Genomic DNA, 24136 nt, shown 5'->3' with positions numbered 1-24136 from the left:
ATCATAAATATTTATACAATTAATAGGCATACATAGCCGATACGCCGGTTTTATTGTCTTAGATCATCGCCGACAAATGATTACTTTAGATAATCCTCAACATCGTAAAATCCTATCCCGTGCCGCTGTGGAATCGGATCAGGCAATGCGCCCGCGCGGGCGCAACGGTCCCGGCGGCCTCGCGCTGCCGGTGGTCAGGCAGGATGACGGCAGGGAGGGCTACTTGCCCTTGGCGCGGTTGCGGGCGTCCTCGACGACGCCGACGAAACCCGCATAATCGAGTGCCGCCGCGACCTTGAAGGGGCCAACCAGATAGACCGGCGTTCCCGGCAATTCGAGCGCCTCGGCCTGCTCATTGTTGCGCTTCAGCAGCGCGCCGATGGCCTCGCCATGGGTGCGAAGGTCGGCGGAGAGGCGCTTGCGGTCGATCCCGGCCTTCTGCAGCGTTTCGGCGATGCGGTCGCTCTGCCCGCGCAGCGGCGTGTTCATCAGCGTCGCGTGGGCGAGTTCGTAGCGGCCCTGATACTTGGCCGCCAAAGCGAGCTGCGCCGCCACCACCGAGCTTTCCGAAAGGATCGGCCAGTCCTTGTAGACGAGGCGGACATTGCCGTCCTCGCGCAGCAGCTTGGCCAAGGCCGGGGCGGCCTTGCGGCAATACCCGCAATTATAGTCGAAAAAGGCGACGATGGTGACGTCGCCCTTGGGGTTGCCGCCGGTCGGCGCTTCCGGGTCGAACAGCAGCGCGTCCACATCCAGCGTCTTCGCGGTGAGCACGCCGGAGGTGACGAAGGGCGCAGCAAACAGCGCGCCGATCGAGGCGATGGCCCCGGAACGCAGGACCTGGCGGCGGTGCAATGGCCGGGACGGCATGACGGCTCCCTGGATTCCCCGATCTTCAGCGGTCGGCGCGCACGCGTATGCCGTCGAGGATGATGCGTTGTATGTTGCGTGCAGCCTCTTCCGCAAAGGCCTCGTCGTCCAGCCCCGTATCGAGCAGTGCATCGATCTGGGACGCGAAATCCGCATAATGCTGGGTGGTCGCCCAGATGGCGAAGATCAGGTGATGCGGGTCCACGGGGGCGAGCCGCCCGGCCGCCGTCCAGGCGCGGATCACCTCGGCCTTGGCCTCCACCAGCTGCTTCAGCGAGGTTTCGAGTTCACGGCGCAGCAGCGGCGCGCCCTGCACGATCTCGAAACAGAACAGCCGCGAGGCTTCGGGATGGGTGCGCGAGAACAGGATCTTGCGGCGGATATACTCGCCGATCCCGGCCACCGGGTCGCTGTCGAGATCGAGGCTGCGCAGCGGATCGAGCCACTGGTCGAGCAGCCGGCTCAGGACCGCGACATAGACCTCATCCTTCGAGCCGAAATAATAGAACAGATTGGTCTTGGACACGGCCGCCAGCTCGGCGATCTGCTCCACGCTGGTGCCGTGCAGGCCGTGGCGCGAGAACAGCGCCAGCGCGGCATCGAGAATGGCCGTGCGCTTGGCCTCGATCCGTTTGCGCCGGCGCGGGGTGCGCGGCTCGGCCGAGCGGGAGCTCTTGCGGGCGGGCCGTGGGCGCCCGGTAAGGCTCTCCTGAGCCGCATCCGCCTCGTCTGCCGGGAGCTCGTTTCCGGCGGCGGTGCTGGAGGCGCGCTCCGATATTGTGGGGCGTGCCACCCTGTCTGCCTCCCGAAGCGTCATGCCTGCAAACCGTCCACGTCGGGGGCGGCTCGTCTGACATGACACGGAAGTCGTCGGCGTCGCAATATGCGGGCAAGCCTTCACCTCGATTCGACCGCCGGATGTCCTATGCCCGCCTGCTATGACCGCGTCGCCCGCACCCTGCACTGGACCATGGCCGCGCTCATTCTCGTTCAGTTCGCCACCGGCTGGGGATGGGGCTATTTCGAGCGTGGAACGGATCCGCGCTTCTATCTGTTCCGCACCCATCTGATCGCCGGCTATGCCGTGCTGGCGCTGGCGCTGCTGCGAATCGGCTGGCGGCTTACCCATCGCGCGCCGCCGCTGCCCGTCGGCATGCCGCGCTGGCAGCACATGGCCGCCCATGCCACCCATGGCCTGCTCTATCTGGCGATCCTGATCCAGCCGGTGCTCGGCGCGTTGACCACCACGGCCTATGGCAAGAGCCTGGGCACCGGGCGCATCCATGTCGCGCTGGCCTATGTCATCGCGGGCCTCGTTCTCGTGCATGTGGGCGCCGCGCTCTGGCACCATTTCCTGCGCCGCGACGGGTTGCTGCTGCGGATGCTGCCGCCGTCCCGGAGCCTGCCATGAGCAATCCCGCGCGTTTCACGCACACGCCCTGGCGGGCCGTTCTGGCGGCACTGCTGCTGCTGTCCACACCCGCCTTCACCGAGCCGATGCCGATCGAGGTGCGCGCGACGCCGATCCCGGTCGAGCGTTTCGAGCCGGGCGGGGCGCGGCGCTTCGGCCCGCTGGAGTTTCGCGGCGGGCTGGTGCTCTCGTCACCGTCGCCCGATTTCGGCGGGATTTCCGGCCTGGTGATGCAGCCGGACGGCGCGGGTTTTCTGGCCGTCACCGACAAGGGCATGTGGCTTACGGGGCGCATTGAGGCCGAGGCGGATCGCCCGACCGGCATCAGCGGCGCGCGGATGGCGCCGATGCTGGCCGGCAAGGGGCGGACGCTGGAGCGCGAGGGGCGCGGCGACGTGGAATCGCTGGCGCGCACGCCCTCCGGCTATGTCGTCGGCATCGAGCGGCGGCAGGAGGTCTGGAGCTTTCCGGCGGCGAACACGCTGGAGGCGCCTGGCGCGCGGCTGATCTCCGACCCGGAACTGTCCCGGCTCGGCAGCAATGAGGGCCCCGAGGTCGTGCTGGCGCCGCCGGCGGGCACCGGCAGCGCGATTATCGTCATTGCCGAGCAGAGCCCGGACGATCCGGCGGTGCTGCCGGGCTTCCTGTTCGATCCGCTGGCCAAGCCCCACCGGATCGGGCGCTTTTCCATCACCCGCATTGACGGCTTTTCCGCCACCGATGCGGCGATCTCCGATGACGGGCAGGTCTATCTGCTGGAGCGCCGCTATGATCCGCTGCGCGGGGTCGCCATGCGGATGCGGCGTTTTCCGCTGGCCGATATCCGCGACGGGGCGGTCATTGAGGGGCAGACGCTGATCGAGGTCAATCGCGCGGCTGCCATCGACAACATGGAAGCCATCGGCCTCCACCGCAACGCGGCGGGCGAACTCGTCATCACGCTGATGTCGGACGACAATTTCTCGCCGGTCCAGCGCACGGTGTTGTTGCGTTTCGCGGTCGTCGAATGAGATGGAGAGAGACGGTGCGGCGGCTCAGCGGGCGAGCGGGCCGGTGGCCGGCGCGCCGTTCCAGGGCTTCAGCCAGCCCATCAGCGCGCCATAGGGGATGAGCGCCAGCAGCGCGCAGCCAACCTTGACCAGGAAATCGAAGAAGCCGAGGCCAACCCAGAGCGGGACGGTGATGCCGGTCGCGGCATAGGTCACCGGGAAGGACATGTCGGCATCGCCGGCAAAGGCCAGCGAGAAGAACAGCACCGTGTCGAGCGCCGAGCCGAGCAGGCTGCCGGCCAGCGGGGCGTGCCACCAGCTCAGGCGGCGCAGGCGGTTGAACACGCCGATGTCGAGGAGCTGACCGACCAGGAAAGCCGAGCCGGACGCCAGCGCGATGCGCGGCGTCGCCAGCCAGATCGACAGAACGACCGCCAGCGCGAAACCGGCATAGACCACCTGCCGCGTCACGGCAGGGCCGAAGCGGCGGTTGGTCAGGTCGTTGACGAGAAAGGCCAGCGGGTATGTGAAGGCACCCCAGGTGAGCACTTCGGCAAGGCCGAAATACTCAACCGGATGCTGGACCAGCACATTCGAGGCCGCCACCACCGCCATCATGGCGACGACGGGAATGGCGAGGCTTACGCCCGAGACCTCGGTGCCGGCAATCTTCATCGCAATCAGGCGGCCGCGGCGGCGGCGGCGACCGAGGCCTTGGCCACGGCGCGCTTCAGATCGGCAGCCTTCGGCGACAGCTCGTCAATCGAGGCCTTCGCGAGGAAGGCGTCGAGGCCGCCACGGTGATCGACGGTCTTGAGAGCGTTGGCACTCACGCGCAGCTTCACCGACCGCTTCAGCACGTCGCTGGTGAGCGTGACATTCACCAGGTTCGGCAGAAACCGGCGACGGGTCTTGCGGTTAGAGTGGCTCACGAGATTGCCGGTCAGAACCGCCTTCCCGGTAAGTTCGCACCGACGGGACATCGTGGACTTCCTTAAGTTCGCAGCCGCTGCGCCGCAGGCTTATGACAACAGCCTGACGATCCCGCATACGGCATCGGTGAATTAGAGGTGCGCTCCTATAAGGAAGCCCCCCGGCCCCGTCAAGGCCGCCGCCGCGCATTGCTCCGGCCCGTGCCGCGTTCGTGAGGAGCGGAGTCACAGTTCCGCCGCCATCGGAATCTGGGATAGATGACGTTTCGGTGCAATCGGAAATGATTCGCCGCGTGGTTCGGGATCAGCGTCTTCATGCATCGCTATTGCCTCTCGGCGCTCCTTGCGCTCGCCGGTTCCGGCGTTGCGGCAACCTCCGCTGTCGCGGATGGGCGGCTTGAGGCGCGCTACACGCTTTCGCTGGCGGGCCTCGAACTCGGCCGCGCCGCGCTGCTGCTGGAAATCGATGACCGCTCCTACACGGCCTCGGGCAGCGCGCGCCTGACCGGCGTGGCGCAGGCTGTTTCCGCCGGCAAGGGCACGGCTGGCGCGCGCGGCGCGATTTCCCGCGGGGCGCTTCAGCCGAAGGCATTCGCCATGGAGGCGGAGACCGAACGCAAGGCGGAAGGTATCCGCCTCGTCATGAGCAACGACACCGTTACCGAAATGCGGGTCGAGCCGCCGGTCTCCAACGCGCCTGACCGCGTGCCGGTGACGGAGAAGGACAAGAAGAACATTCTCGATCCGATGTCGGCGGCGCTCATCCTGGTGCCGGGCGGCGAGGAGCCGCTGTCGGCCAAGGCATGCGAGCGCGTGCTGTCCATCTTCGACGGGCGCCAACGCTATGATCTCCAGCTCTCCTTCGAGCGGATGGAGAATGTGGCGGCGGACAAGGGTTATTCCGGTCCGACCGTGGTCTGCCGCATCGCCTATCGCCCGGTGGCCGGTCACCGGCCCAGTCGGAGCGGCGTCAAATACATGATGAACAACAAGGAAATGTTCGTCTGGCTAGCGCCGATCGCCGGCACCCGCATGCTGGTGCCGTTCCGCGCGGCGGTGAACACGGCGCTCGGCGTCGCGCAGATCGAGGCCGAGAGCTTCGTCAGCGAGCCCATGGTCGACAAGGGCGCCAAGCCGACGCGGGCGCAGGTGCCGTGAGCGGGATGCATCGGCAGATCGGCTGATCCGCGCGATTGACCGGCTCATCGTCGCCGCTCGCCCGCCCCTCGCCATTGTGATTTCCGCGACGCAAGGTCGGTCGCGCTTGGCCGGAGCCTTGTGCTACAAGGTCCGACTTGCCGGCTCGACGGACAGAAATGCCAATGAATATCGCCGCCCCGCCGGGTTACGTCGCCTCCCGCACCCAGGCACTTGCGCCCTCGCTGCGTGCGCGGGGCGTCACCGCCGTGCTCGGCCCGACCAATACGGGCAAGACCAGCCTCGCCATCGACCGCATGCTGGGCCATTCCTCCGGCCTGATCGGTCTGCCGCTGCGCCTGCTGGCCCGCGAGGTCTATCAGCGCCTCGTCGAGCGCGCGGGTGAAAGCCAGGTCGCGCTGATCACCGGCGAGGAGCGCATCAAGCCGGCCAATCCGCGCTACTGGGTCTCCACCGTCGAGGCCATGCCGCGCGATCTCGACGTCGCCTTCGTGGCGCTGGACGAGATTCAGATCTCCGCCGATCTCGATCGCGGCCACATTTTCACCGACCGGATGCTGAACCGGCGCGGCCGGGAGGAGACGCTGCTGCTCGGCGCCGCCACCATGCGCCCGCTGGTCGAGAAGCTGCTGCCGGGCGTGAGCATACTGGTGCGCCCGCGCCTCTCGCAGCTCACCTTTGCCGGCGAGAAGAAGATCACCCGCCTGCCGCGCCGCTCGGCCATCGTCGCCTTCTCGGCGGATGAGGTCTACGCCATCGCCGAGCTGATCCGCCGCCAGCGCGGCGGGGCGGCGGTGGTGCTCGGTGCGCTGTCCCCGCGCACCCGCAACGCGCAGGTCGAGCTCTACCAGAATGGCGATGTCGATTATCTCGTCGCCACCGACGCGATCGGCATGGGGCTCAACCTCGATGTCGATCACGTCGCCTTCGCCGGCAATGTGAAATATGACGGCTGGCAGTTCCGCCGGCTCAATCCCGGCGAGATCGCCCAGATCGCCGGCCGCGCCGGGCGCGCCCAGCGCGACGGCACCTTCGGCACCACCGGCCGCTGCGAGCCGTTCGATGCCGAACTGGTGGAGCGGTTGGAGGCCCATGCCTTCGAGCCGCACCGCGTTTTGCAATGGCGCAACAGCGCGCTCGATTTCAGCTCCATCGAGGCTTTGCACCGCTCGCTGAGCGTCGTGCCGCGCGAGGAGGGGCTGACCCGCGCGCCGACCGCCGAGGATGTGCTGGTGCTCGAGGCGATGGCGCGCGATCCCGCCATTCGCCGCCACGCGCAGGGCGCGAACGCGGTCGAACGGCTGTGGGAGGCCTGCCAGTTGCCGGACTACCGGAAGGTATCTCCGGCCTCCCATTCCGACCTCGTCTCGACCGTCTATGACGATCTGATGCGCCTCGGACGCATCTCGACGGACTGGTTCGCGAAACAAGTGGCCTTGGCGGACCGGACGGAAGGTGACATAGACACGCTGTCGGGGCGCATTGCGCAGGTTCGTACCTGGACCTTCGCAGCAAACCGGCCGGACTGGCTCGACGACCCGGACCATTGGCGGGGTGTCACACGGCGTGTGGAAGATAGGCTTTCCGATGCGCTTCACGAACGGTTGGCCCACCGTTTCGTGGATCGACGGACCAGCGTGCTGATGCGGCGCCTGCGAGAGAATGCGATGCTCGAAACTGAAATCACCAAGACCGGCGACGTCATTGTGGAAGGCCACGTGATCGGCCATCTGCTCGGCTTCCAGTTCGCTGCCGATGCGTCGGCCGGCGGGCCCGAGGCGAAAGCCCTGCGCGCGACCGCCCAGAAGGCGCTGTCCGGCGAGATCGAGGCGCGCGCCGCCAAGCTCGCGGAAGCGGCGGACGATGCCTTCGTGCTCTCCGCCGATGGCACGCTGCGCTGGATCGGCGATCCGGTTGCCAAGCTGATCCCCGGCGAGGAGGTGCTGACCCCGCGCCTCAAAATCATTGCCGATGAGCATCTGACCGGCCCCGCGCGCGACGCGGTGCAGGCGCGCCTCGATTTGTGGCTCAAGTCGCATATCGAGAAGCTGCTCGGCCCGCTGCTGGCGCTTGGCAAGGCCGAGGACATCACCGGCATCGGCCGTGGCATCGCCTTCCAGCTCGTCGAGTCGCTCGGCGTGCTGGAGCGCCACAAGGTCGCCGAGGAAATGAAGAGCCTCGCGCAGGAGGCCCGCGCAGTGCTGCGTGGCCATGGCGTGCGCTTCGGCGCCCATCACATCTACCTGCCCGCCCTGCTGAAGCCCGCGCCGCGCGCGCTGGCCGCCCAGCTCTGGGCGCTCAAGCATGGTGGCCTGCAGCAGAAGGGGCTCGACGAGCTCCCGCACCTCGCCGCTTCGGGCCGCACCTCGATCCCGGTCGACCCGGAGATCCAGAAGGGCCTCTATCGCGCCGTCGGCTTCCGCGTGGCCGGCGAGCGGGCGGTGCGCGTCGATATTCTCGAACGCCTCGCCGATCTGATCCGTCCGGCGCTCGCCTGGCGGCCCGGCGTGTCCGGCGAGAAGCCGGCCGGCGCCTATGATGGTTCCGGCTTCCTGGCCACCGTCGCCATGACCTCGCTGGCCGGCTGCGCGGGCGAGGATTTCGCCTCCATCCTGCGCTCGCTCGGCTACCGCATGGAGCGCCGCCCGGCCCCGGTCGAGGTGGACGCGCCTGCCGTCGTGCCGGCTGCCGAAGCGACTCCCGCCGAAGTGCCTGCCGCCGAATCGCCGGCCGACGTGCCGGCCGATGCCGCGACGTCCGACCCCGTCGCCGCGCCGGAACTGCCGCTGGGCAGCGATGTCGCCTTCGATCATACGGTCGAGCCGGCGCTGGAGCCCGAGGCGGTTGCCGAACAGCTGGCCGAGCAAAAGGCCGCGACCGATGCGCCCCCGGTCGAGCCGCCCTCGGCTGAGGCCGTTGCCGCGGTGAGCGGGGAGGTCTTCACCGATCCGGTCTTCGACCAGACGGTCGAGCCCGCGCTGGAAAGCGTCGTCGACGTATCCGAAGCCGCGCCTGCCGACGCGCCCGTGGCGGCTGCCGCGGAGCCGGTCGAGCCGGCAATGATCGAGATCTGGCGTCCGGGCCGTCCGCCCGGGCAGAACCGTCCGGCCCATCGCAAGGGCGGGCAGGGTCGCTCCGCCCCGCGTGCGGAAGGTCAGGCCGGTGCCGCGCCGGCCGGAGAGACCCCGGCCCGCGAGCCGCGTCCCGAGGGTGAGCGCGGGCGCCGTCCGTTCCGCGACGAGCGCCGCACCGAGGGCCATGATCGCCGTCCCGAGGGCGGGGAGGGCGAGCGTCCCGCGCGTCCGCCGCGCCGCGACGAGGCCCCGCGCAGCGAGGGCCCCCGCAAGGAGGGCCGTCGCGACGACCGGCGCGAGGGCAATCGGTCCGCCCGTCCGCAGGGCGAGCGGTTCAGCTCGGGTCCGCGTCAGGACACCCGTTCCGATGCCCGCCCGGATACGCGTCACGAGCCGCGTCGCGACAAGCCGGTCGATCCCGATTCGCCCTTCGCCAAGCTTCTTGCGCTGAAGGAGCGCATGGAGGCGGAGAAGAATGGCGGCTGATCCAGCCACCGCCCGCCGCTGAGCGGAGGGCGGTGCTATCGGCACGGAGCCAGCAACCCGGGATGTCCGGCACGATGCGCGCGGCGCGGCCGACCGGCGCATTCCCCCGCTCGCGCCCGGCCTGCGGGTCGGCCTCTATGGCGGGAGCTTCAACCCGCCCCATGCCGCCCATCGCGCGGTGAGCCTGCTGGCGCTGAAGCGCCTGCGGCTTGATCGCGTCTGGTGGCTGGTCACGCCCGGCAACCCGCTCAAGGACAATCACGCCCTGCCGCCGCTCGCCGCGCGGCTCGACCGGGCGCTGGCGATGGCGCGCCATCCCGCGCTGGTGCCCACCGGGCTGGAGGCGGGGCTCGGCACGCGCTTCACCTATGACACCGTGGCGACGCTGGTGCGGCGCTATCCACAGGTCCATTTTGTCTGGCTGATGGGGGCGGACAACCTCGCTTCCTTCCATCGCTGGCAGCGTTGGAAGGATCTTGCCGCGCTGCTGCCGATCGCCGTCATCGACCGGGCGGGCTGCTCGCTCAACGCCACCGCCACGCCGGCCGCTATTGCGCTGGGCCGCTGGCGGATCGACGAGGCGGATGCCGGTTCCCTGGCCGATCGGCCGGCGCCGTCCTGGGTATTCCTGCACGGTCTGAAGTCGCCGCTTTCCTCCACCTTGCTGCGCCAGCGCGGCGTCTCCTGAGGGGAAAACGGGGCACCAATATCGCGGCGGTTGAAAATTGACCGCTTTATGCCTTATCTTAAGGCGGCATTAACGGCGCGGAAGTCCGCGTCGTGTTCGTTGCCGAAATGACGAGAGGATCCGGACCCCTGTCCATCATGGCGCTCTCAGCAGCCGCCTCCAGCCCGGCGACTGCACCTGTCTCCGACGCGCGTTTCGACGCCGAGGAGATACTGGCCCTTGCCTTGGCCCGTCTTGAAGACGACAAGGCCGAGGATATCGTTTCGATCGAATTGCGCGGCAAGACGACCATCGCCGATTACATGGTGGTGGCCTCCGGCCGTTCGCAGCGCCATGTCGGCGCGATCGCGGAACATCTTGTCGAGGCGCTCAAGGAGCGCGGCGTCAAGGGTGTCCGCATCGAAGGCATGCCGACCTGCGACTGGGTGCTGATCGACGCGAGCGATATCATCGTCCATGTCTTCCAGCCGGAAGTACGCGGCTTCTACAACATCGAGAAGATGTGGTCGGCCGCCCTGCCGGGCGGTGCAGGCCAGATGCCGCGCGACTGAGCCCGCGCGCGTGCGGTTGGTGATCATTGCCGTGGGCCGGCTCAAGGCCGGACCCGAGCGTGAGCTTTGCGCGCGCTATATCGACCGGACCTCGAAGGGCGGGCGCGCGCTCGGCCTGACGGGACCCGATGTTCTGGAGATCGCTGAAAGCCCGGCCCGCCGCGCGGAAGACCGCATGGCGGAGGAGGGGGCGGGCATCCTCGCCGGCCTTGCCACCGAGACGGCGGTGTTCGGCCTCGATCCACGTGGCGTCGAGATGTCCAGTGAGCAGCTCGCCGCCGACATCGCCGCGCTGCGTGATCGCGGGGTGCGTGCGCTGTCCTTCCTCATTGGCGGGGCGGATGGCCTGAGCGAGGCGGCGCGGGGGCGGGCCGATCGGCTCATCGCTTTCGGACGTGCGACGTTTCCACATCAGCTTGTTCGCGTCATGATGGCCGAACAGCTCTACCGCGCCACCACCATCCTCGCCGGCCATCCCTATCACAAGGCCTGAGCGGGAGAGGCGCGGACGGTAACGCCACCTTAACCACGCGCACGTTCCCTCACCCGATGCCCGAGCGCCGCCGAATCGTCTCTCCGCCCCCTGCCGCACCCTTCTGGTCCGGGCGGGTGGCGCGCGGCTGGCTGCTGGCCGCCGCCTTGTCGGTGGCGCTGCCGCCGCAGGTCCTGCCCCAGTCGTCCGACAGCACGGCGGCCGATCCGCGCCAGCGGATGCAGCAGCTCGACACCGATATGGAGGGCAGCGCCGCCGAGCAGGAACGCCTCGCCGGCGAGATCGCCGCGATCAAGGGCGACCGTGCCAAGCTCAATTCGGCCCTGCTCGACACCGTGATCAAGGTGCGCGAGGTCGAAGCTTCGCTCGATGCGAGCGAGCAGCGGCTCATCCAGCTGGGTCGTGAGGCGGCCGACATCCGCGATTCACTGGATGCCCGCCGCGACACGCTGGCCGAGGTGCTCGGCGGTCTCGCCCGGCTCGGCCAGCACCCGCCGCCCGCGCTGCTGGTGCGCCCCGACGACGCGCTGCAGTCCGTGCGCTCGGCCATCCTGCTCGGCGCGGTGCTGCCGGAATTGAAGGCGGAGACCGAATTGCTGGCGAGCGAACTGGCGGCGCAGGAGCGCGTGCGCCAGGAAACCGCCCGCGAGCGGGACGCTCTCGCAGAATTGAAAGGCTCGTTGGCGGAGGAGCGGCGGCGCACCGCCGCCCTGATCGACGAGCGGCAGAAATCGCTGGAGGCGGGCGAGGCCGCCTTGCTCTCGGAGCAGCAGCGGGCCGCCGCGCTTGCGGCCGAGGCCGGCAATGTGCGCGAGCTGGTCGAGCGCGTGGAGAAGGAAGTGACCGCCGCACGCAAGGCGGCGGAGGCCGCCAAGGCCTCGCCAGGCGAGGCGGATCAAGGCCCCGCGGCCAAGCTGGCGGCGTTGCAGAACCCGGCGCGCCTGTCGCCGGGCATCCCGTTCGACGAGGCAAAGGGCCTGCTGCCGCTGCCGGCGGGCGGGGCGCTGCTGAAGGCATTCGGCGCCGAGGATGGCTATGGCGGGCAGGAGAAGGGCGTGTCCTTCGGCACCCGCACCGAGGCCCAGGTATCGGCTCCGGCCGATGGCTGGGTGGTCTATGCTGGGCCTTTCCGCTCCTATGGCCAACTCTTGATCATCAATGCCGGCGGCGGATACCATATTCTTTTGGCGGGAATGGATAAGATAACGGTAGGCTTGGGACAGTTCGTCCTTTCTGGCGAACCGGTGGCGGTGATGGGTCAAGGACCGCAACTTGTGTCCTCGGTCGGCCTTGGAACCGCCCAACCCATTCTCTATGTCGAGTTCCGTAAAGATGGGAACTCGATCGATCCAGCGCCCTGGTGGGCGGCGAGCGAGAGCGAAAAGGCACGCGGATGATGCGTAAGACGTCAGTTTTTCTGTTTGGCGCGGCGGTCGGCGCGCTGGTGGCCGTGGGCGCATCGCAGCCGCGGTTCCTGCTCTCCCCGACGCAGGCGATGGCCGCGGCCTCCGACACCTACCGGCAGCTCAACCTGTTCGGTGACGTGTTCGAGCGCGTGCGCGCCGACTATGTCGAGAAGCCCGAGGATTCGAAGCTCGTCGAGGCGGCCATCAACGGCATGCTCTCCTCGCTCGATCCGCACTCCACCTATATGGACGCGAAGGAATTTCGCGACATGCAGGTGCAGACGCGCGGCCAGTTCGGCGGCCTCGGCATCGAGGTCACCATGGAAGACGGCCTCGTGAAGGTCGTCACTCCGATCGACGACACGCCGGCCGCCAAGGCGGGCGTTCAGGCGGGCGATCTCATCGTCAAGCTCGACGACGAGGACGTGAAGGGCATGACGCTGCAGCAGGCGGTCGACAAGATGCGCGGCGCGGTGGCTACCCCGATCAAGCTCACCGTCATCCGCAAGGGGCAGGACAAGCCGCTTGAGCTGACGCTGACCCGCGACATCATCAACATCAAGTCGGTGCGTTCGCGCGTCGAGGATGGCGATATCGGCTATATCCGCATCACCTCCTTCAGCGAGTCGACCGGCGACAGCCTCAAGAAGGCGATCGAGGACCTGACCAAGCAGATCGGCGAGGACAAGCTCAAGGGCTTCATTCTCGACCTGCGCAACAATCCGGGCGGCCTGCTCGACCAGGCGATCGACGTCTCCGACGCCTTCCTCGACCGTGGCGAGATCGTCTCCACCCGTGGCCGCAATGCCGACGAGACCGAGCGGCGCAATGCCCGTCCGGGCGACCTCGCCAAGGGCAAGCCGGTGATCGTGCTGGTGAATGGCGGCTCCGCCTCGGCTTCCGAGATCGTTGCCGGCGCGCTGCAGGACCACAAGCGGGCGACCATCCTCGGCTCGCTCTCCTTCGGCAAGGGCTCGGTGCAGACCGTCATCCCGGTCTCGGGCAATGCCGCGATCAAGCTGACCACGGCGCGCTACTACACGCCGTCGGGCCGCTCGATCCAGGCCAAGGGCATCTCGCCGGATATCGAGCTGGTCCAGGACGTCCCGCAGGACGTCAAGGAGAAGGCCGAGGCCGCCGGTGTCGAGACCACCCGCGGCGAGGCCTCGCTCAAGGGTCATCTGAAGAACGGTGAGGACGAGAAGACCGGTTCGCCGGCCTATGTCCCGCCGGACCCGAAGGACGACACCCAGCTCAAGCTGGCGATCGACCTGATCCAGGGCGTGCAGAAGAACGCCGCCTATCCGGCCGACCCCAAGGCGGCGGTGCCGAACTGAGGTTCGTGTTGAGTTTCCCGCCGCGTTGACCCGCCCGGCGCTTTGGCGCCGGGATGTGGCCCTGAAGCAACAACCCCGCTCTTTCGCAAGAGCGGGGTTTTGTTTTTGCGGGTGCCGCCGCGCGCGCTCCTTTTTGCCGCGATCCCGCCAAGGTCCGGGCCGACAAGATTCCCATGCGTATCGAACCGTTTCGGCCTTCGCGCCGCCCCCTGCTGGATGACGGACTGATCGACGAGGCCCCGCTCGGCCGGGATGCCGGGCGCGACAGCGCCCGCAACGCCGCCGCCGTGGCGATTGTCGGCCTCGCCTGCGTGGCGGTGATCGCGGTGGGCGTCGGCTGCTATGCCTGGAACGGGCATGAGCCGGTGTGGTCCTTCGGCGATGGCCGGCTCGATCTCGGCGGCTTCGAGGCGACCGGTGTCGCGGTTGACGCGCCGATGCTGCGGCCGAGCCTGTCCAATGCCCTCGGTGGCGGGGCGCAGGGGCCGAATGCCGGCATCACCGTCTACGATGCCGCGACCGGCCGCCATGAGGTGCTGGGCGCCAGCGAACTCGACACGGCGGACGCGGCCCGCGCGGCCGGCACCGACATGGATGCGCCGCTCACCCGCTGAGCGTTTACCTAACCGCAAGGCAGATGCCGGCGCTGTCTTACGGGCGAACGGTCAGTGCGCCTATGATGGGGCGCCTTCCGCGCGCCTCCAGCCACGGCCCAGCCTCATGATCCCCTTCGACCAGCTTCCCTACCGTCCCTGCGTCGGCATCGTCCTCGTCAACCCGGCGGGGCTGGTCTTTCTCGGCCAGCGCACCGGCGGGGCCGAGCATGTGGACGCCCACCATTCCTGGCAGATGCCGCAGGGCGGCATCGATGAGGGGGAGGAGCCCCTGGAAGCCGCGCTGCGCGAACTTTACGAGGAGACCAATGTGTCCTCGGTTGAGCCGCTGGGCGAGGCGCCGGAGTGGTTCGCCTATGACCTTCCCGAGCCGATCGCCCGCGAGGCCTGGAAGGGGCGCTATCGCGGCCAGACGCAGAAATGGGTCGCCTTCCGCTTCACCGGCGAGGATGGCGAGATCGACATCCACCGTCCCGGCGGCGGCAAGCACAAGCCGGAATTCATCAACTGGCGCTGGGAGCGGCTGGAGCGCACGCCCCGGCTGATCATCCCCTTCAAGCAGCCGGTCTATGAGCGCGTGGTCAGCACCTTCCAGCCGCTGATCGGCCGCGACTGATCCGTCCCGCGCCATGCGGCGTATCGGTCAGGGGATGCGAACGAACGTTCGTTCTTGACTCTTGACGCTACGTTGCCCTAGATGCGAACGAACGTTCGCTCTCAAATCGGATGCTGTCGATGCCCGCCGCTCCCGCCCGCCTGCCGGCCCCGTCGGGCCGCCCTCCCGGCGATCGACCGGCCCCTTCCAAGGTGGCGGCGCCCCGCCGGCCGGAACCGCGCCGCCGTGTGCTGGACGCGGCTATCGCCTGCTTCACCCGCTCCGGCTTCCACGGCACCTCGATGCAGCAGATCTGTGCCGAGGCCGGCATGAGCCCGGGTGGGCTCTACCGCTATTTCCCCTCCAAGGAATCCATCATCCTCGCCATCATCGAGGAGGAACAGGCCGCTCGCACCACCCTGATCGAGGTGCTTGAGACGGCCCCCAGCTTTGTCGAGGGGATCGCCCGCATGGGCGCGGCGCTGTTCTCCCGCGAGGCTCCGGCGGTGTGCATCGCGCTCGGCCCTGAGATCTATGCCGAAACCGCCCGCAATCCCGCGCTCAAGCCGACCTTCGACGCGGTCGAGGCCGAGATGAACGACGCGATCCTGCGCTGCTTTCACGCGGCGCAGGCCAAAGGCGAGGTCGATCCCGGCCTCGATGGCGACATGGTGATGCTGCTGCTGGGGGCGATTGGCGATGGCCTCATCCTGCGCAGCCGCTTCGATCCCGACATGCCGCTCGACCGTATGATGCCCGAGATTGCCGAACTGATCGGCCGGATGCTCGCGCCGCGCGCGCCGACGCCCGCCACGGATGAGATTCCATGACCGCCAAGACCCCTTCCTTCCCCGGGCGCGTCGCCCTCGCCCTCACCATGACCGCCGTCGTGGTGGGCATCGCCGGCTATGCCTTCCGCGACCGCATCGCGGCGGGCCTTAGCTTTGGCGAGCCGGCGCAGGCCGAGGTCGCGGCGCCCGCGCCCGCCAAGGTCAAGGGCATTTCCATCTCGGTCGTCCCTGCCGCGCGGCGCGAGGTAGTGGAGACGCTGCCGGTCACCGGAACGCTGGTGGCGCGCGAGGAGATCATGGTCGGGCCGGAGATTGACGCTCTGCGGATCGAGGAAATCCTCGTCGAGGAGGGCGACCGGGTCGCGCAGGGCCAGGTTCTCGCCCGCCTCTCCCGCGACATGCTGGTCACGCTGCTGGCGCAGAACACCGCCAATGCCGCCCGTGCCCGCGCCGCCATCGCCCAGCAGAAGGCGCAGCTCGAACAGGCCGTCGCCCAGCGCACCGAGGCCGATGCGGCGGTGGAGCGCGCCCGTACCCTGATCAAGACCGGCGCCACCTCGCAGGAGGTGCTGGACCAGCGCGAGCGCGCGGCCAAGGTCGCGGCGGCGCAGGTCACGGCCGCCGAGGAATCGGTAATCGCCGCCGAGGCCGACGTCGCCCAGATCGCCGCCAATCGCGACGAGTTGGAGGTGCGGCTGGCCCGCACCGACATCAAGGCGCCGCAGGCGGGCATCGTCTCGTCGCGCTCCGCCCGCATCGGCTCCATCGTGCTGTCGGCCAATAGCGAGCCGCTTTTCCGCATCGTGAAGGACGGCGCCATCGACCTTGATGCCGAAGTGCCGGAATCCGCTTTGCCGCGCATCGCCGTCGATCTCCCGGTGGCGGTGACGCCGGCCGGCTTCGACGCGCCGATACAGGGCCGGGTGCGCCTCGTCGGCGCCAAGGTGGACACCGCCACGCGCCTCGCCCGCGTCGCCGTGGCACTGCCGGACGACAAGCGGCTGCGCCCGGGTGCCTATGCGCGCGGCGTCATCGAACTGGCCCGCCGCCAGGGCCTCGCCTTGCCGCAATCGGCGATCCAGTTCGGCGCGGAGGGCGCGACCATCCTCGTCATCGAGGATGATACGGTGCGCCTGCGCAAGGTGAAGACCGGCCTCAAGGGCGACGGCTATGTCGAGATCATCGAGGGCGTGAGCGAGGGCGAGCAGGTGGTCGCCCGCGCCGGTGGGTTCCTGCGCGAGGGCGACACCGTCACGCCGGTACCGCTGCCGGATCCCGCGAAGGGCAATTCCTGATGGCGCTCAACGTCTCCGCCTGGGCGATCCGCAAGCCGGTCCCCTCCATCGTCCTGTTCGTGGTGCTGACCGCGATCGGCCTGTTCACCTTCGACCGGCTGCCGATCACGCGCATGCCGAATATCGACGTGCCGATCGTCTCCGTCGTCGTCACCCAGCCCGGCGCCGCGCCGAGCGAGCTGGAAAGCCAGGTGACGAAACGGGTCGAGACAGCGGTGGCCGGCGTGCAGGGGGTGAAGCACATCACCTCGTCGATCACCGAAGGCACCTCCATCACCACGGTCGAGTTCCAGCTGGAAACGCAGGTCGACCGCGCCGTGAACGATGTGCGCGACGCGGTCACCAATATCCGCTCGGAACTGCCGCAGGACATTGAGGAGCCGCTGATCCAGCGCATCGATGTCGAAGGCATGGCCATCGTCACCTATGCCGCCTCCGCGCCGTCGATGACGCCGGAGGAACTCTCCTGGTTCGTCGACGACACGGTGATCCGTGCCCTTCAGGGCGTGCGCGGCGTGGCGCAGGTCAAGCGCGAGGGCGGCGTCGAACGCGAAATCCGCATCTCGCTCGACCCGGACCGGCTCGCCGCCCTCGGCGTCACCGCGGCCGACGTCAACCGGCAGCTCGCCGCGACCAATGTCGATCTGGCCGGCGGCCGGGGTGAAATCGGCACGCAGGAACAGTCCGTGCGCACGCTGGGCGGGGCGACCACCGTCGCCGAACTGGCGCAGACCCGCATCGCCCTGCCGGCCAGCGGAGGCGGGGCCTCGCGCCATGTGCGCCTCGCCGACCTCGGCACGGTGACCGATGGCGCCGCCGAGCCGCGCATCTTCGCCCGTCTCGACGGCAAGCCGGTGGTCGCCTTCGGCATCTACCGCGCCAAGGGCTTTTCCGATGTCGTGGTGGCCGAGAACGTGGCGGAGGACCTTCGCAAGCTCGAGGCCGCGCACCCGGAAGTCGAGATCACCCTGATCGATTCGACGGTGAAGTACACCGAGGCGGATTATGATTCCGCCATGCACACGCTGATCGAGGGCGCGATCCTCGCGATCATCGTGGTCATGCTGTTCCTGCGCGACTGGCGCGCCACCATCATCTCGGCGCTCGCCATCCCGCTCTCCATCCTGCCGACCTTCTGGGTGATGGACCTGCTCGGCTTCTCGCTGAACGGGGTGAGCCTGCTCGCCGTCACGCTGGTGACGGGCATCCTGGTCGACGACGCGATTGTCGAGATTGAGAACATCGTACGCCATATGCGGATGGGCAAATCCGCCTATCGCGCGGCCATCGAGGCGGCGGACGAGATCGGTCTCGCCGTGGTGGCGACCACGCTGACCATCGTCGCGGTGTTCCTGCCCGTCAGCTTCATGGGCGGCATTGCCGGCCAGTATTTCCGCCAGTTCGGCATCACCGTCGCGGTCGCCGTGCTGTTCTCGCTCTTGGTGGCGCGCCTGCTCACGCCGATGCTGGCCGCCTATTTCATGCGCGACCATGGCCACCGCGAGACGCCGGACAGCGCGCTGATGCGCGTCTATGTCCGCCTGCTGCACACCTCGATCCGCCATCGCTTCCTCACCGTCGCGGGCGGCATCCTGCTGTTCATCGGCTCGATGTACCTCTCCACCCTGTTGCCGTCGGGCTTCATCCCGAATTCCGACGTGTCGCGCTCGGTGCTCTCCGTCGAGCTGCCGCCGGGGGCGACGCTGGCCGCCACCCGTCAGGTGGTCGACGAGATCTCCGACGAGATGAAGGCGCAGCCGGAAGTCGGTAGCGTGTTCGCCACCGCCGGTTCGGGCGAGACCAGCGGGCCCGCCAACGGTGCCGGCGAGGTGCGCAAGGCGACGATCATCGTCAACCTCGTGCCGCGGGCCGACCGCGCGGCGACGCAGAAGGAATTCGAGACCCGGATGCAGGCGGAGATCGCCCGCATCCCGGATCTGCGCTTCAGCTTCGGCTCCTCCGGCGGGGCCGGGCCGGGCCAGCGCGAGTTCACCCTGATCCTGTCGGGATCGAATGGCGAGGCGGTGGAGCAGGCGGCACTGGAACTGGAGCGCGAGATCCGCGCCGATGTGAAGGGGCTGAGCAATGTCGTCACCACCGCCGCGCTGGACCGGCCGGAGCTGCGCGTCGTGCCCAAGCTGGCCGAGGCCGCCGAGCTTGGCGTGTCGGTCGCCGACATCGCCGAGACGGTGCGCATCGCCACCATTGGCGACGTGTCGCAGAACCTCGCCAAATTCTCCGCCGGCGACCGCCAGGTGCCGATCCGGGTGCAGCTCGACGAGGCGGCGCGGGCGGATATCTCGACTTTCGAGACGCTGAAGGTGCGCACCGCGGCCGGCGCCTCGGTGCCGCTCGCGGCGGTGGCCGACATCTCCTTCGGCACCGGGCCGACCGCCCTCAACCGCTATGATCGCGCCCGCCGCGTCGCCATCGAGGGCGATCTGGCCGGCAACACCCAGCTTGGCGAGGCGCTGGCCGAGGTCTATGCCCTGCCCGCCGCGCGGAACCTGCCGCCGGGCGTGGTGCTCCGGGAAACCGGCGACGCCGAGATCATGGCCGAGGTGTTCGGCGGCTTCGCCACCGCCATGGGAGCCGGCGTGCTGATGGTGCTGGCGGTGCTGGTGCTGCTGTTCGCCAATGTGTTCCAGCCGGTGACCATCCTGATCGCCCTTCCGCTCTCGGTGGGCGGGGCCTTCATCGCGCTGCTCATCACCGGCAATGCGATGACGCTGCCGGTGGTGATCGGCTTCCTGATGCTGATGGGCATCGTCACCAAGAACACCATCCTGCTGGTCGATTTCGCCATCGAGGCCATCCATTCCGGCACCGACCGGACGACGGCGCTCATCGAGGCCGGCCGCAAGCGCGCCCAGCCGATCGTCATGACCACCATCGCCATGGTGGCGGGCATGGTGCCGTCGGCGCTGGGGTTGGGGGAGGGCGGCGATTTCCGCTCGCCCATGGCGATCGCGGTGATTGGCGGGCTGCTCGCCTCGACCGCGCTGTCGCTGGTCTTCGTGCCGGCGGTGTTCACGCTGATGGACGATCTCGGCCACTTCTTCGGCCGGGTGTTCGGGCGCTTCGTCGGCGCGCGGGACGAGCCGGACGAGACCGCCACCCCGGCCGCCCTGCCGACGGTGCATGTGATGCCGCAGCCCGTCATGCCGCAGCCGGCGACACCGCGCCCGCCGCATCCCAATCCGCCGATCGCGGCGGAGTAGGGCCGCTACTGGAGCGAGTTGTCGCCGTCGCCGCCGGCGGTGCGGGCCATCGCCATCTGGGTGACGGCGATCAGCATCTCGGCGCGCGCGCCGAGCGTCGGCGCCTCCAGCAGCGCCTGTTTCTCGCGCGGGCCAAAGGGCGACATCATGGCGAGCGCATTGACCAGCGCCTCGTTCGGCGCGTCCTTGATGCTCTCCCAGTCGGCTTCCAGCTGGTTGGCGTCGAGATAGTCGGCGAGCGTGCGCAGCAGCGCCCCGCGATTCACCGCGTCGCCGCCCGCGCCCGGCTTGAAGTCGTCGGCGAAGGGCGCGAAATCCACCTCGCCCTGGCGGAACAGCGTGTCCGCCTCGATCTCCGCCAGCAGGCGGAAACGGGCGACGCCGGAGAGGTTGAGGATGTAGCGCCCGTCGCCGCTCTCGGCGATCTCGGTGATGCGCCCGACGCAGCCGACCCCGGCCAGCGCCGCCCCGCCGGCCATGGGCCGGCCGGTCGGGTCGAAGGCCGGCTGGATCATGCCGATCAGCCGGCTGCCGGCCAGCGCCGCGTCGACCATCGCCACATAGCGCGGCTCGAACACGTTGAGCGGCAACTGACAGCGCGGCAGCAGCAGCGCCCCTTCCAGCGGAAACAGCGGAATGGTGCGCGGCAGCTCGGAAGGGCCGCCATAGGGCTTGTTGATCGCCATCAAGGCTCCTTCGAGCGGGTGAGAAAGGCTCAGGCGAACAGGATGGAGGACAGGCGGCGCCGCCCGGTGAGGGTGTGCTCGTCGGTCGGCCCCCAGGCTTCGAAGAACTGCACGAGCTGCTTGCGCGCGCCGTCCTCGTTCCAAGTGCGGTCCTTGCGCACGATGGCGAGCAGATGGTCGGCCGCCTCCTCGCGCTTGCCATGGGCGTTGAGCGCCAGAGCCAGATCGAACCGCGCCTGATGGTCGAGCGGGTTGGCGGCGACCTTGGCCTCCAGGTCGCGCACATCGCCGAGTTCGGCGGCGGCTTCCTCAAGCTCGATGGCGGCCCGCACGGCGGTCAGCGCCGGGTCATTGGCGATCGCCTCGGGCGCCAGTGCCAGCGTCGCCTTGGCGGCGGCGAGGTCGCCGGCGGTCATCTGGGCGCGGGCGAGACCTGCCAGCGCCTTCACATGGCCCGGCTCCTCGGCGAGCACGGAGGCGAACACTTCCGCCGCGCCGACAAGGTCGCCCTCGGCCAGCAGGGCCTCGCCGGTCGCCACCACTTCGGCGATGTCGCCGGCGGCATCCTCGCCACCGGCCGCCGCGACAAGGCGGTCGATCAGCGCCTGGATCTGGGTTTCCGGCTGCGCGCCCATGAAGCCGTCGACCGGCTGGCCGTTGACGAAGGCATAGACGGTCGGCAGGGACTGGATGCCGAGCTGCTGGGCCACGGACGGGTGCTCGTCAGTGTTCATCTTGGCGAGGCGCACCTTGCCCTTGGCCGCGCGCACCACTTTTTCGATGATCGGCGTGAGCTGGCGGCAGGGCCCGCACCAGGGGGCCCAGAAATCCACCAGCACCGGGCGCTGGCGCGATTCCTCGACCACGTCCTTCATGAAGCTCCGGGTGGTGACGTCGATCACGACATCATCGCCGGCCGGCGTCGTCCCGTTCGGGGGGGTGGCGGGCTGGTTCAGCAACATGGGTGTCGTCCCCTCGCAATCCTCGTCGCGCCCGCCTCTCGCGTGCGCCGCTCTAACATGGTTGGCCGGTGCGTGAATGCAACCGCTTCGGCACGGCACGATCAGCCCGGCGTAGCCTCGCCCCCGGCCTCGCCGCCCGCCTCATCTTTCGTCTCTTCCGCCCGGCGCGGCACGGCCAGGATGATCGGCTCATGGCCGGTGGCGCGCAGGAAGCGGATCAGGTCGTCGCGGGCAATGGTGGTGGTCGCCGTGTTCACCAGCGGGTGGCAGTTGATGACCTCATACGCCATCAGCCCGGCATCGAGCACGACGGTGACGCGGCCCTGCGTGTCGTTGACCGGGCCGAAGGCGGTGACGGCGCCCGGCTTTACGCCCAGCACCTCCTCCAGAAGCTCGGCGCTACCGAAGGAGAGCCGGCTCGCCGCGCCCAGCGGGACATGCAGGCTCTTGAGGTCGACGCGGGCCTCCTCCTCGACCACGACAAGGAAGAGATTGCCCTTCTTGTCCTTGAGAAAGAGGTTCTTGGTATGCCCGCCGGCGATCTCGCCGCGCAGCGCCTGCGAATCCTCCACCGTGAACAGCGGCGGGTGTTCCACCGTGCGGGTGGCGATCCCCAGCTCGGTGAAGCGGTCGAACAAATCCTGCGAGGTCAGAGCTGTCGGCATGGGCGGTCCGCCGTGTGAACGTGCCCCGCTTCTAGTGCCGCCGGCCCCTGTGCCGCAAGAGTGGCGCACGCGAGCGGCGCACGAGAACCGCGCAGGAGGGCGGCACGGATTGCATGGCTCACGCGCGCTCTCCCGGTTGACAGGAAAGGGGTGCCGCTCCCACATCGGGGAACCGGAATTCAGGGTAGGCATCATGCGGCCAGTCATCGGCGTGATCAGCGACGTGAAAACGATCAATGGTCAGAACACTCACGGCGTTACCGAGAAATACATCTATGCCGTCGCGCGCGGCGCGCAGGCCATGCCGGTGCTGATCCCCGGCACCATTTCGGCGGTCGATGCCGCGATGGCGCCGGAGCGCGTGGTGATCGAGGAGATTCTCGATCTCGTCGACGGCATTTTCCTGCCCGGCAGCCCGTCCAATGTCGGCCCGCAGCATTATGGCGACCTGCCGCATGATCCGCCGCTGCCGGCCGATCCGCACCGCGACGATATCTCGCTGCCGCTGATCAAGGCGGCGCTGGAACGCGGCGTGCCGCTGTTCGGCGTCTGCCGGGGCTTTCAGGAGATGAATGTCGCGCTGGGCGGCACACTGTTCCAGAAGCTCTACCAGCAGCCCGGCCGGTTCGACCATCGCGAGGATTCGAGCCTCGACCTCGATGGCCAATACGCGCCCGCCCATGACGTGGCGCTGGCGCCGGGCGGCCTGCTGGCCAGCCTGGCCGGCGCGGATCGCTGGCGGGTCAACTCGCTGCACGGTCAGGGCGTGGCCCAGCTCGCCCCCGCCGTCGAGATCGAGGCACAGGCCGAGGACGGCACGATCGAGGCCTTCCGCGTGCCGAACACGCCGGGCTTCAACATCGCCATCCAGTGGCACCCGGAATGGCGCTTCTGGGAAGACAAACTCTCCTCCGGCGTCTTCACCGCCTTCGGCACGGCCGCCCGGCTCTATGGCGAGGCGCGCCGCGGCGCGCCGAAGCTCAAGGCGGCGGTCTGAGCGATCTTACGACGGTTCCTACCGTCATGGCCGGGCTTGGCCCGGCCATCCACGTCTTGGGCCGCTTCCGCAACGAATTCATGGATGCCCGGGCCAAGCCCGGGCATGACGGCACGACTGTAGCCCCTAGCCCAGCCTGGCCCTCAGATGGCCGATGCCGTCGCGAATGTCGGCCTCGATGGCGCGGCGCAGGGCCGCCTCGTCCCGGGCTTCCAGCGCCGCCAGCGCCTCGGCATGGCGGTCGACCGGGTAATGGGTCTCAAGGTCTTCCAGCGCCATGCGCATGAACGGGCCGATCTGAAGCCAGACCGATTCGATCAGCGGCAGCAGCACATTGTCCGGCCGCCCCCCATACAGCGCGCCATGGAAGGCGAGGTTGGTCTCGATCATCGCCTCGGTGTCGTTCGCCTCCACCGCCGCGTCCGAATCGCGGTTGAGCGCGTGGAGCCGGCGGATGAAGCCGCGATCCGCCAGCGGCAGGGCGCGCGAGGCCGCCTCGCATTCCAGCAGCGTGCGCGCGGCCATCAATTCCTCGAAGCGCCGGGCGGTCATTTCCGGCACGCGCGCCCGGCGGTTGTCGAGCAGCACCAGTGCGCGCTCGGCCACCAGCCGGCGCAGCGCCTCGCGCACCGGCATGGCGGAGACGCCCAGCGCCTCGGCAAGGCCGCGTATCGTTACCGCCTGTCCGGGCGGGAAGCGCCCGCTCATCACCGAGCGGCGAAGGCGGCGGAACACCCATTGCTGGACCGTCTCGCCATGCAGGCGCGGCTCATAGACGAGATCGAGCTGGGACGTGTCCATTGGCGGGGTTCTCTGGGGAGGCAAGATGCGGCGGCTGACGTGAGAATGTCAGCCGGCTGCGCTATATAGCGCAAAATCCCGGTGTCGCGCCGGGCCCTCGTCTGCTTCAGGAGA

The 24136-nt window shown here is 68.7% G+C and carries 23 protein-coding genes; 15 read left to right on the top strand and 8 right to left on the bottom strand.

Going from position 1 to position 24136, the window contains the following annotated elements:
• Positions 1-219: 219 nt before the first annotated feature.
• Positions 220-855, bottom strand: a complete 636-nt coding sequence (locus KIP89_RS02830; protein ID WP_213753946.1) for a DsbA family protein — start codon at positions 853-855, stop codon at positions 220-222.
• Between the two features lie 40 nt (positions 856-895).
• Positions 896-1663 carry an HTH-type transcriptional regulator RutR gene (rutR, locus tag KIP89_RS02825; protein ID WP_369807030.1) on the bottom strand — a complete coding sequence of 256 codons (768 nt, stop codon included), beginning with the start codon at positions 1661-1663 and terminating at the stop codon, positions 896-898.
• 132 nt (positions 1664-1795) lie between these two features.
• Here rutR and KIP89_RS02820 point away from each other — a divergent pair, with 132 nt between their 5' ends.
• Both KIP89_RS02820 and KIP89_RS02815 read left to right on the top strand, forming a co-directional pair.
• The gene (locus KIP89_RS02820) at positions 1796-2281 is read left to right on the top strand and encodes a cytochrome b (protein ID WP_213753888.1); all 486 of its coding nucleotides are present in this window, start codon (positions 1796-1798) and stop codon (positions 2279-2281) included.
• Positions 2278-3291: an esterase-like activity of phytase family protein gene (locus KIP89_RS02815; RefSeq protein ID WP_213753887.1), complete on the top strand. Its 1014-nt coding sequence runs from the start codon at positions 2278-2280 to the stop codon at positions 3289-3291. Before KIP89_RS02820 ends, KIP89_RS02815 begins: the two co-directional genes overlap by 4 nt.
• Before the next feature lie 24 nt (positions 3292-3315).
• Here KIP89_RS02815 and KIP89_RS02810 read toward each other — a convergent pair whose 3' ends face one another.
• Both KIP89_RS02810 and rpmB read right to left on the bottom strand, forming a co-directional pair.
• Positions 3316-3951, bottom strand: a complete 636-nt coding sequence (locus tag KIP89_RS02810) for a queuosine precursor transporter (RefSeq protein WP_369807036.1) — start codon at positions 3949-3951, stop codon at positions 3316-3318.
• Positions 3951-4253, bottom strand: a complete 303-nt coding sequence (gene rpmB, locus KIP89_RS02805; RefSeq protein WP_213753885.1) for a 50S ribosomal protein L28 — start codon at positions 4251-4253, stop codon at positions 3951-3953. The genes KIP89_RS02810 and rpmB overlap by 1 nt, the downstream gene beginning before the upstream one ends.
• A gap of 264 nt (positions 4254-4517) precedes the next feature.
• Between rpmB and KIP89_RS02800 the strand changes: the two genes are divergently transcribed.
• The 12 genes from KIP89_RS02800 (at position 4518) to KIP89_RS02745 (ending at position 19911) form a co-directional block, all read left to right on the top strand.
• Complete coding sequence (locus tag KIP89_RS02800; RefSeq protein ID WP_213753884.1) at positions 4518-5360, top strand: DUF3108 domain-containing protein; 843 nt, start codon at positions 4518-4520, stop codon at positions 5358-5360.
• A 164-nt stretch (positions 5361-5524) separates the two neighbouring features.
• Positions 5525-8920, top strand: coding sequence for a helicase-related protein (locus tag KIP89_RS02795; protein ID WP_213753883.1), 3396 nt, complete (start codon positions 5525-5527; stop codon positions 8918-8920).
• 37 nt (positions 8921-8957) lie between these two features.
• A complete protein-coding gene (locus KIP89_RS02790) occupies positions 8958-9608 on the top strand; it encodes a nicotinate-nucleotide adenylyltransferase (RefSeq protein WP_213753945.1) in 651 nt (216 codons plus the stop codon).
• 137 nt (positions 9609-9745) lie between these two features.
• The gene (gene rsfS, locus KIP89_RS02785; protein WP_213753882.1) at positions 9746-10159 is read left to right on the top strand and encodes a ribosome silencing factor; all 414 of its coding nucleotides are present in this window, start codon (positions 9746-9748) and stop codon (positions 10157-10159) included.
• Positions 10160-10169: 10 nt separating this feature from the next.
• Positions 10170-10652 carry a 23S rRNA (pseudouridine(1915)-N(3))-methyltransferase RlmH gene (gene rlmH, locus KIP89_RS02780; RefSeq protein ID WP_213753881.1) on the top strand — a complete coding sequence of 161 codons (483 nt, stop codon included), beginning with the start codon at positions 10170-10172 and terminating at the stop codon, positions 10650-10652.
• Between the two features lie 56 nt (positions 10653-10708).
• The gene (locus KIP89_RS02775) at positions 10709-12049 is read left to right on the top strand and encodes a murein hydrolase activator EnvC family protein (protein WP_213753880.1); all 1341 of its coding nucleotides are present in this window, start codon (positions 10709-10711) and stop codon (positions 12047-12049) included.
• A complete protein-coding gene (locus tag KIP89_RS02770; RefSeq protein ID WP_213753879.1) occupies positions 12046-13395 on the top strand; it encodes a S41 family peptidase in 1350 nt (449 codons plus the stop codon). Before KIP89_RS02775 ends, KIP89_RS02770 begins: the two co-directional genes overlap by 4 nt.
• A gap of 173 nt (positions 13396-13568) precedes the next feature.
• Positions 13569-14009, top strand: a complete 441-nt coding sequence (locus tag KIP89_RS02765; RefSeq protein ID WP_213753878.1) for a hypothetical protein — start codon at positions 13569-13571, stop codon at positions 14007-14009.
• A 106-nt stretch (positions 14010-14115) separates the two neighbouring features.
• Positions 14116-14625, top strand: coding sequence for an RNA pyrophosphohydrolase (locus tag KIP89_RS02760; protein ID WP_213753877.1), 510 nt, complete (start codon positions 14116-14118; stop codon positions 14623-14625).
• Between the two features lie 119 nt (positions 14626-14744).
• The gene (locus KIP89_RS02755; protein WP_250152156.1) at positions 14745-15434 is read left to right on the top strand and encodes a TetR/AcrR family transcriptional regulator; all 690 of its coding nucleotides are present in this window, start codon (positions 14745-14747) and stop codon (positions 15432-15434) included.
• Positions 15431-16690 (top strand): efflux RND transporter periplasmic adaptor subunit, encoded by a 1260-nt coding sequence (locus tag KIP89_RS02750; RefSeq protein WP_213753875.1) that lies wholly within the window; start codon positions 15431-15433, stop codon positions 16688-16690. The genes KIP89_RS02755 and KIP89_RS02750 overlap by 4 nt, the downstream gene beginning before the upstream one ends.
• Positions 16690-19911, top strand: a complete 3222-nt coding sequence (locus KIP89_RS02745) for an efflux RND transporter permease subunit (RefSeq protein WP_213753874.1) — start codon at positions 16690-16692, stop codon at positions 19909-19911. The genes KIP89_RS02750 and KIP89_RS02745 overlap by 1 nt, the downstream gene beginning before the upstream one ends.
• A gap of 5 nt (positions 19912-19916) precedes the next feature.
• Here the strand turns inward: KIP89_RS02745 and KIP89_RS02740 are convergent, their stop codons facing one another.
• The 3 genes from KIP89_RS02740 to KIP89_RS02730 all read right to left on the bottom strand — a co-directional run bounded on the left by KIP89_RS02740 (position 19917) and on the right by KIP89_RS02730 (position 22224).
• Entirely contained in the window at positions 19917-20597 is a 681-nt protein-coding gene (locus KIP89_RS02740; RefSeq protein ID WP_213753873.1) for an LON peptidase substrate-binding domain-containing protein, read from the bottom strand.
• A gap of 29 nt (positions 20598-20626) precedes the next feature.
• The gene (gene trxA / locus KIP89_RS02735) at positions 20627-21559 is read right to left on the bottom strand and encodes a thioredoxin (protein WP_213753872.1); all 933 of its coding nucleotides are present in this window, start codon (positions 21557-21559) and stop codon (positions 20627-20629) included.
• Positions 21560-21660: 101 nt separating this feature from the next.
• Positions 21661-22224 (bottom strand): prolyl-tRNA synthetase associated domain-containing protein, encoded by a 564-nt coding sequence (locus KIP89_RS02730; protein ID WP_213753871.1) that lies wholly within the window; start codon positions 22222-22224, stop codon positions 21661-21663.
• Positions 22225-22417: 193 nt separating this feature from the next.
• Here KIP89_RS02730 and KIP89_RS02725 point away from each other — a divergent pair, with 193 nt between their 5' ends.
• Positions 22418-23221, top strand: coding sequence for a gamma-glutamyl-gamma-aminobutyrate hydrolase family protein (locus KIP89_RS02725; RefSeq protein WP_213753870.1), 804 nt, complete (start codon positions 22418-22420; stop codon positions 23219-23221).
• 126 nt (positions 23222-23347) lie between these two features.
• On the opposite strand, the gene KIP89_RS02720 is transcribed toward KIP89_RS02725, so the two are convergent.
• Positions 23348-24022 (bottom strand): GntR family transcriptional regulator, encoded by a 675-nt coding sequence (locus KIP89_RS02720; protein ID WP_213753869.1) that lies wholly within the window; start codon positions 24020-24022, stop codon positions 23348-23350.
• Between the last annotated feature and the right edge of the window lie 114 nt (positions 24023-24136).

This window comes from Ancylobacter radicis, assembly GCF_018449475.1.
Classification (GTDB): domain Bacteria; phylum Pseudomonadota; class Alphaproteobacteria; order Rhizobiales; family Xanthobacteraceae; genus Ancylobacter; species Ancylobacter radicis.
The sequence above is the reverse complement of the archived record's forward strand: the minus strand, read 5'-3'. Positions and strand labels throughout refer to the sequence as shown.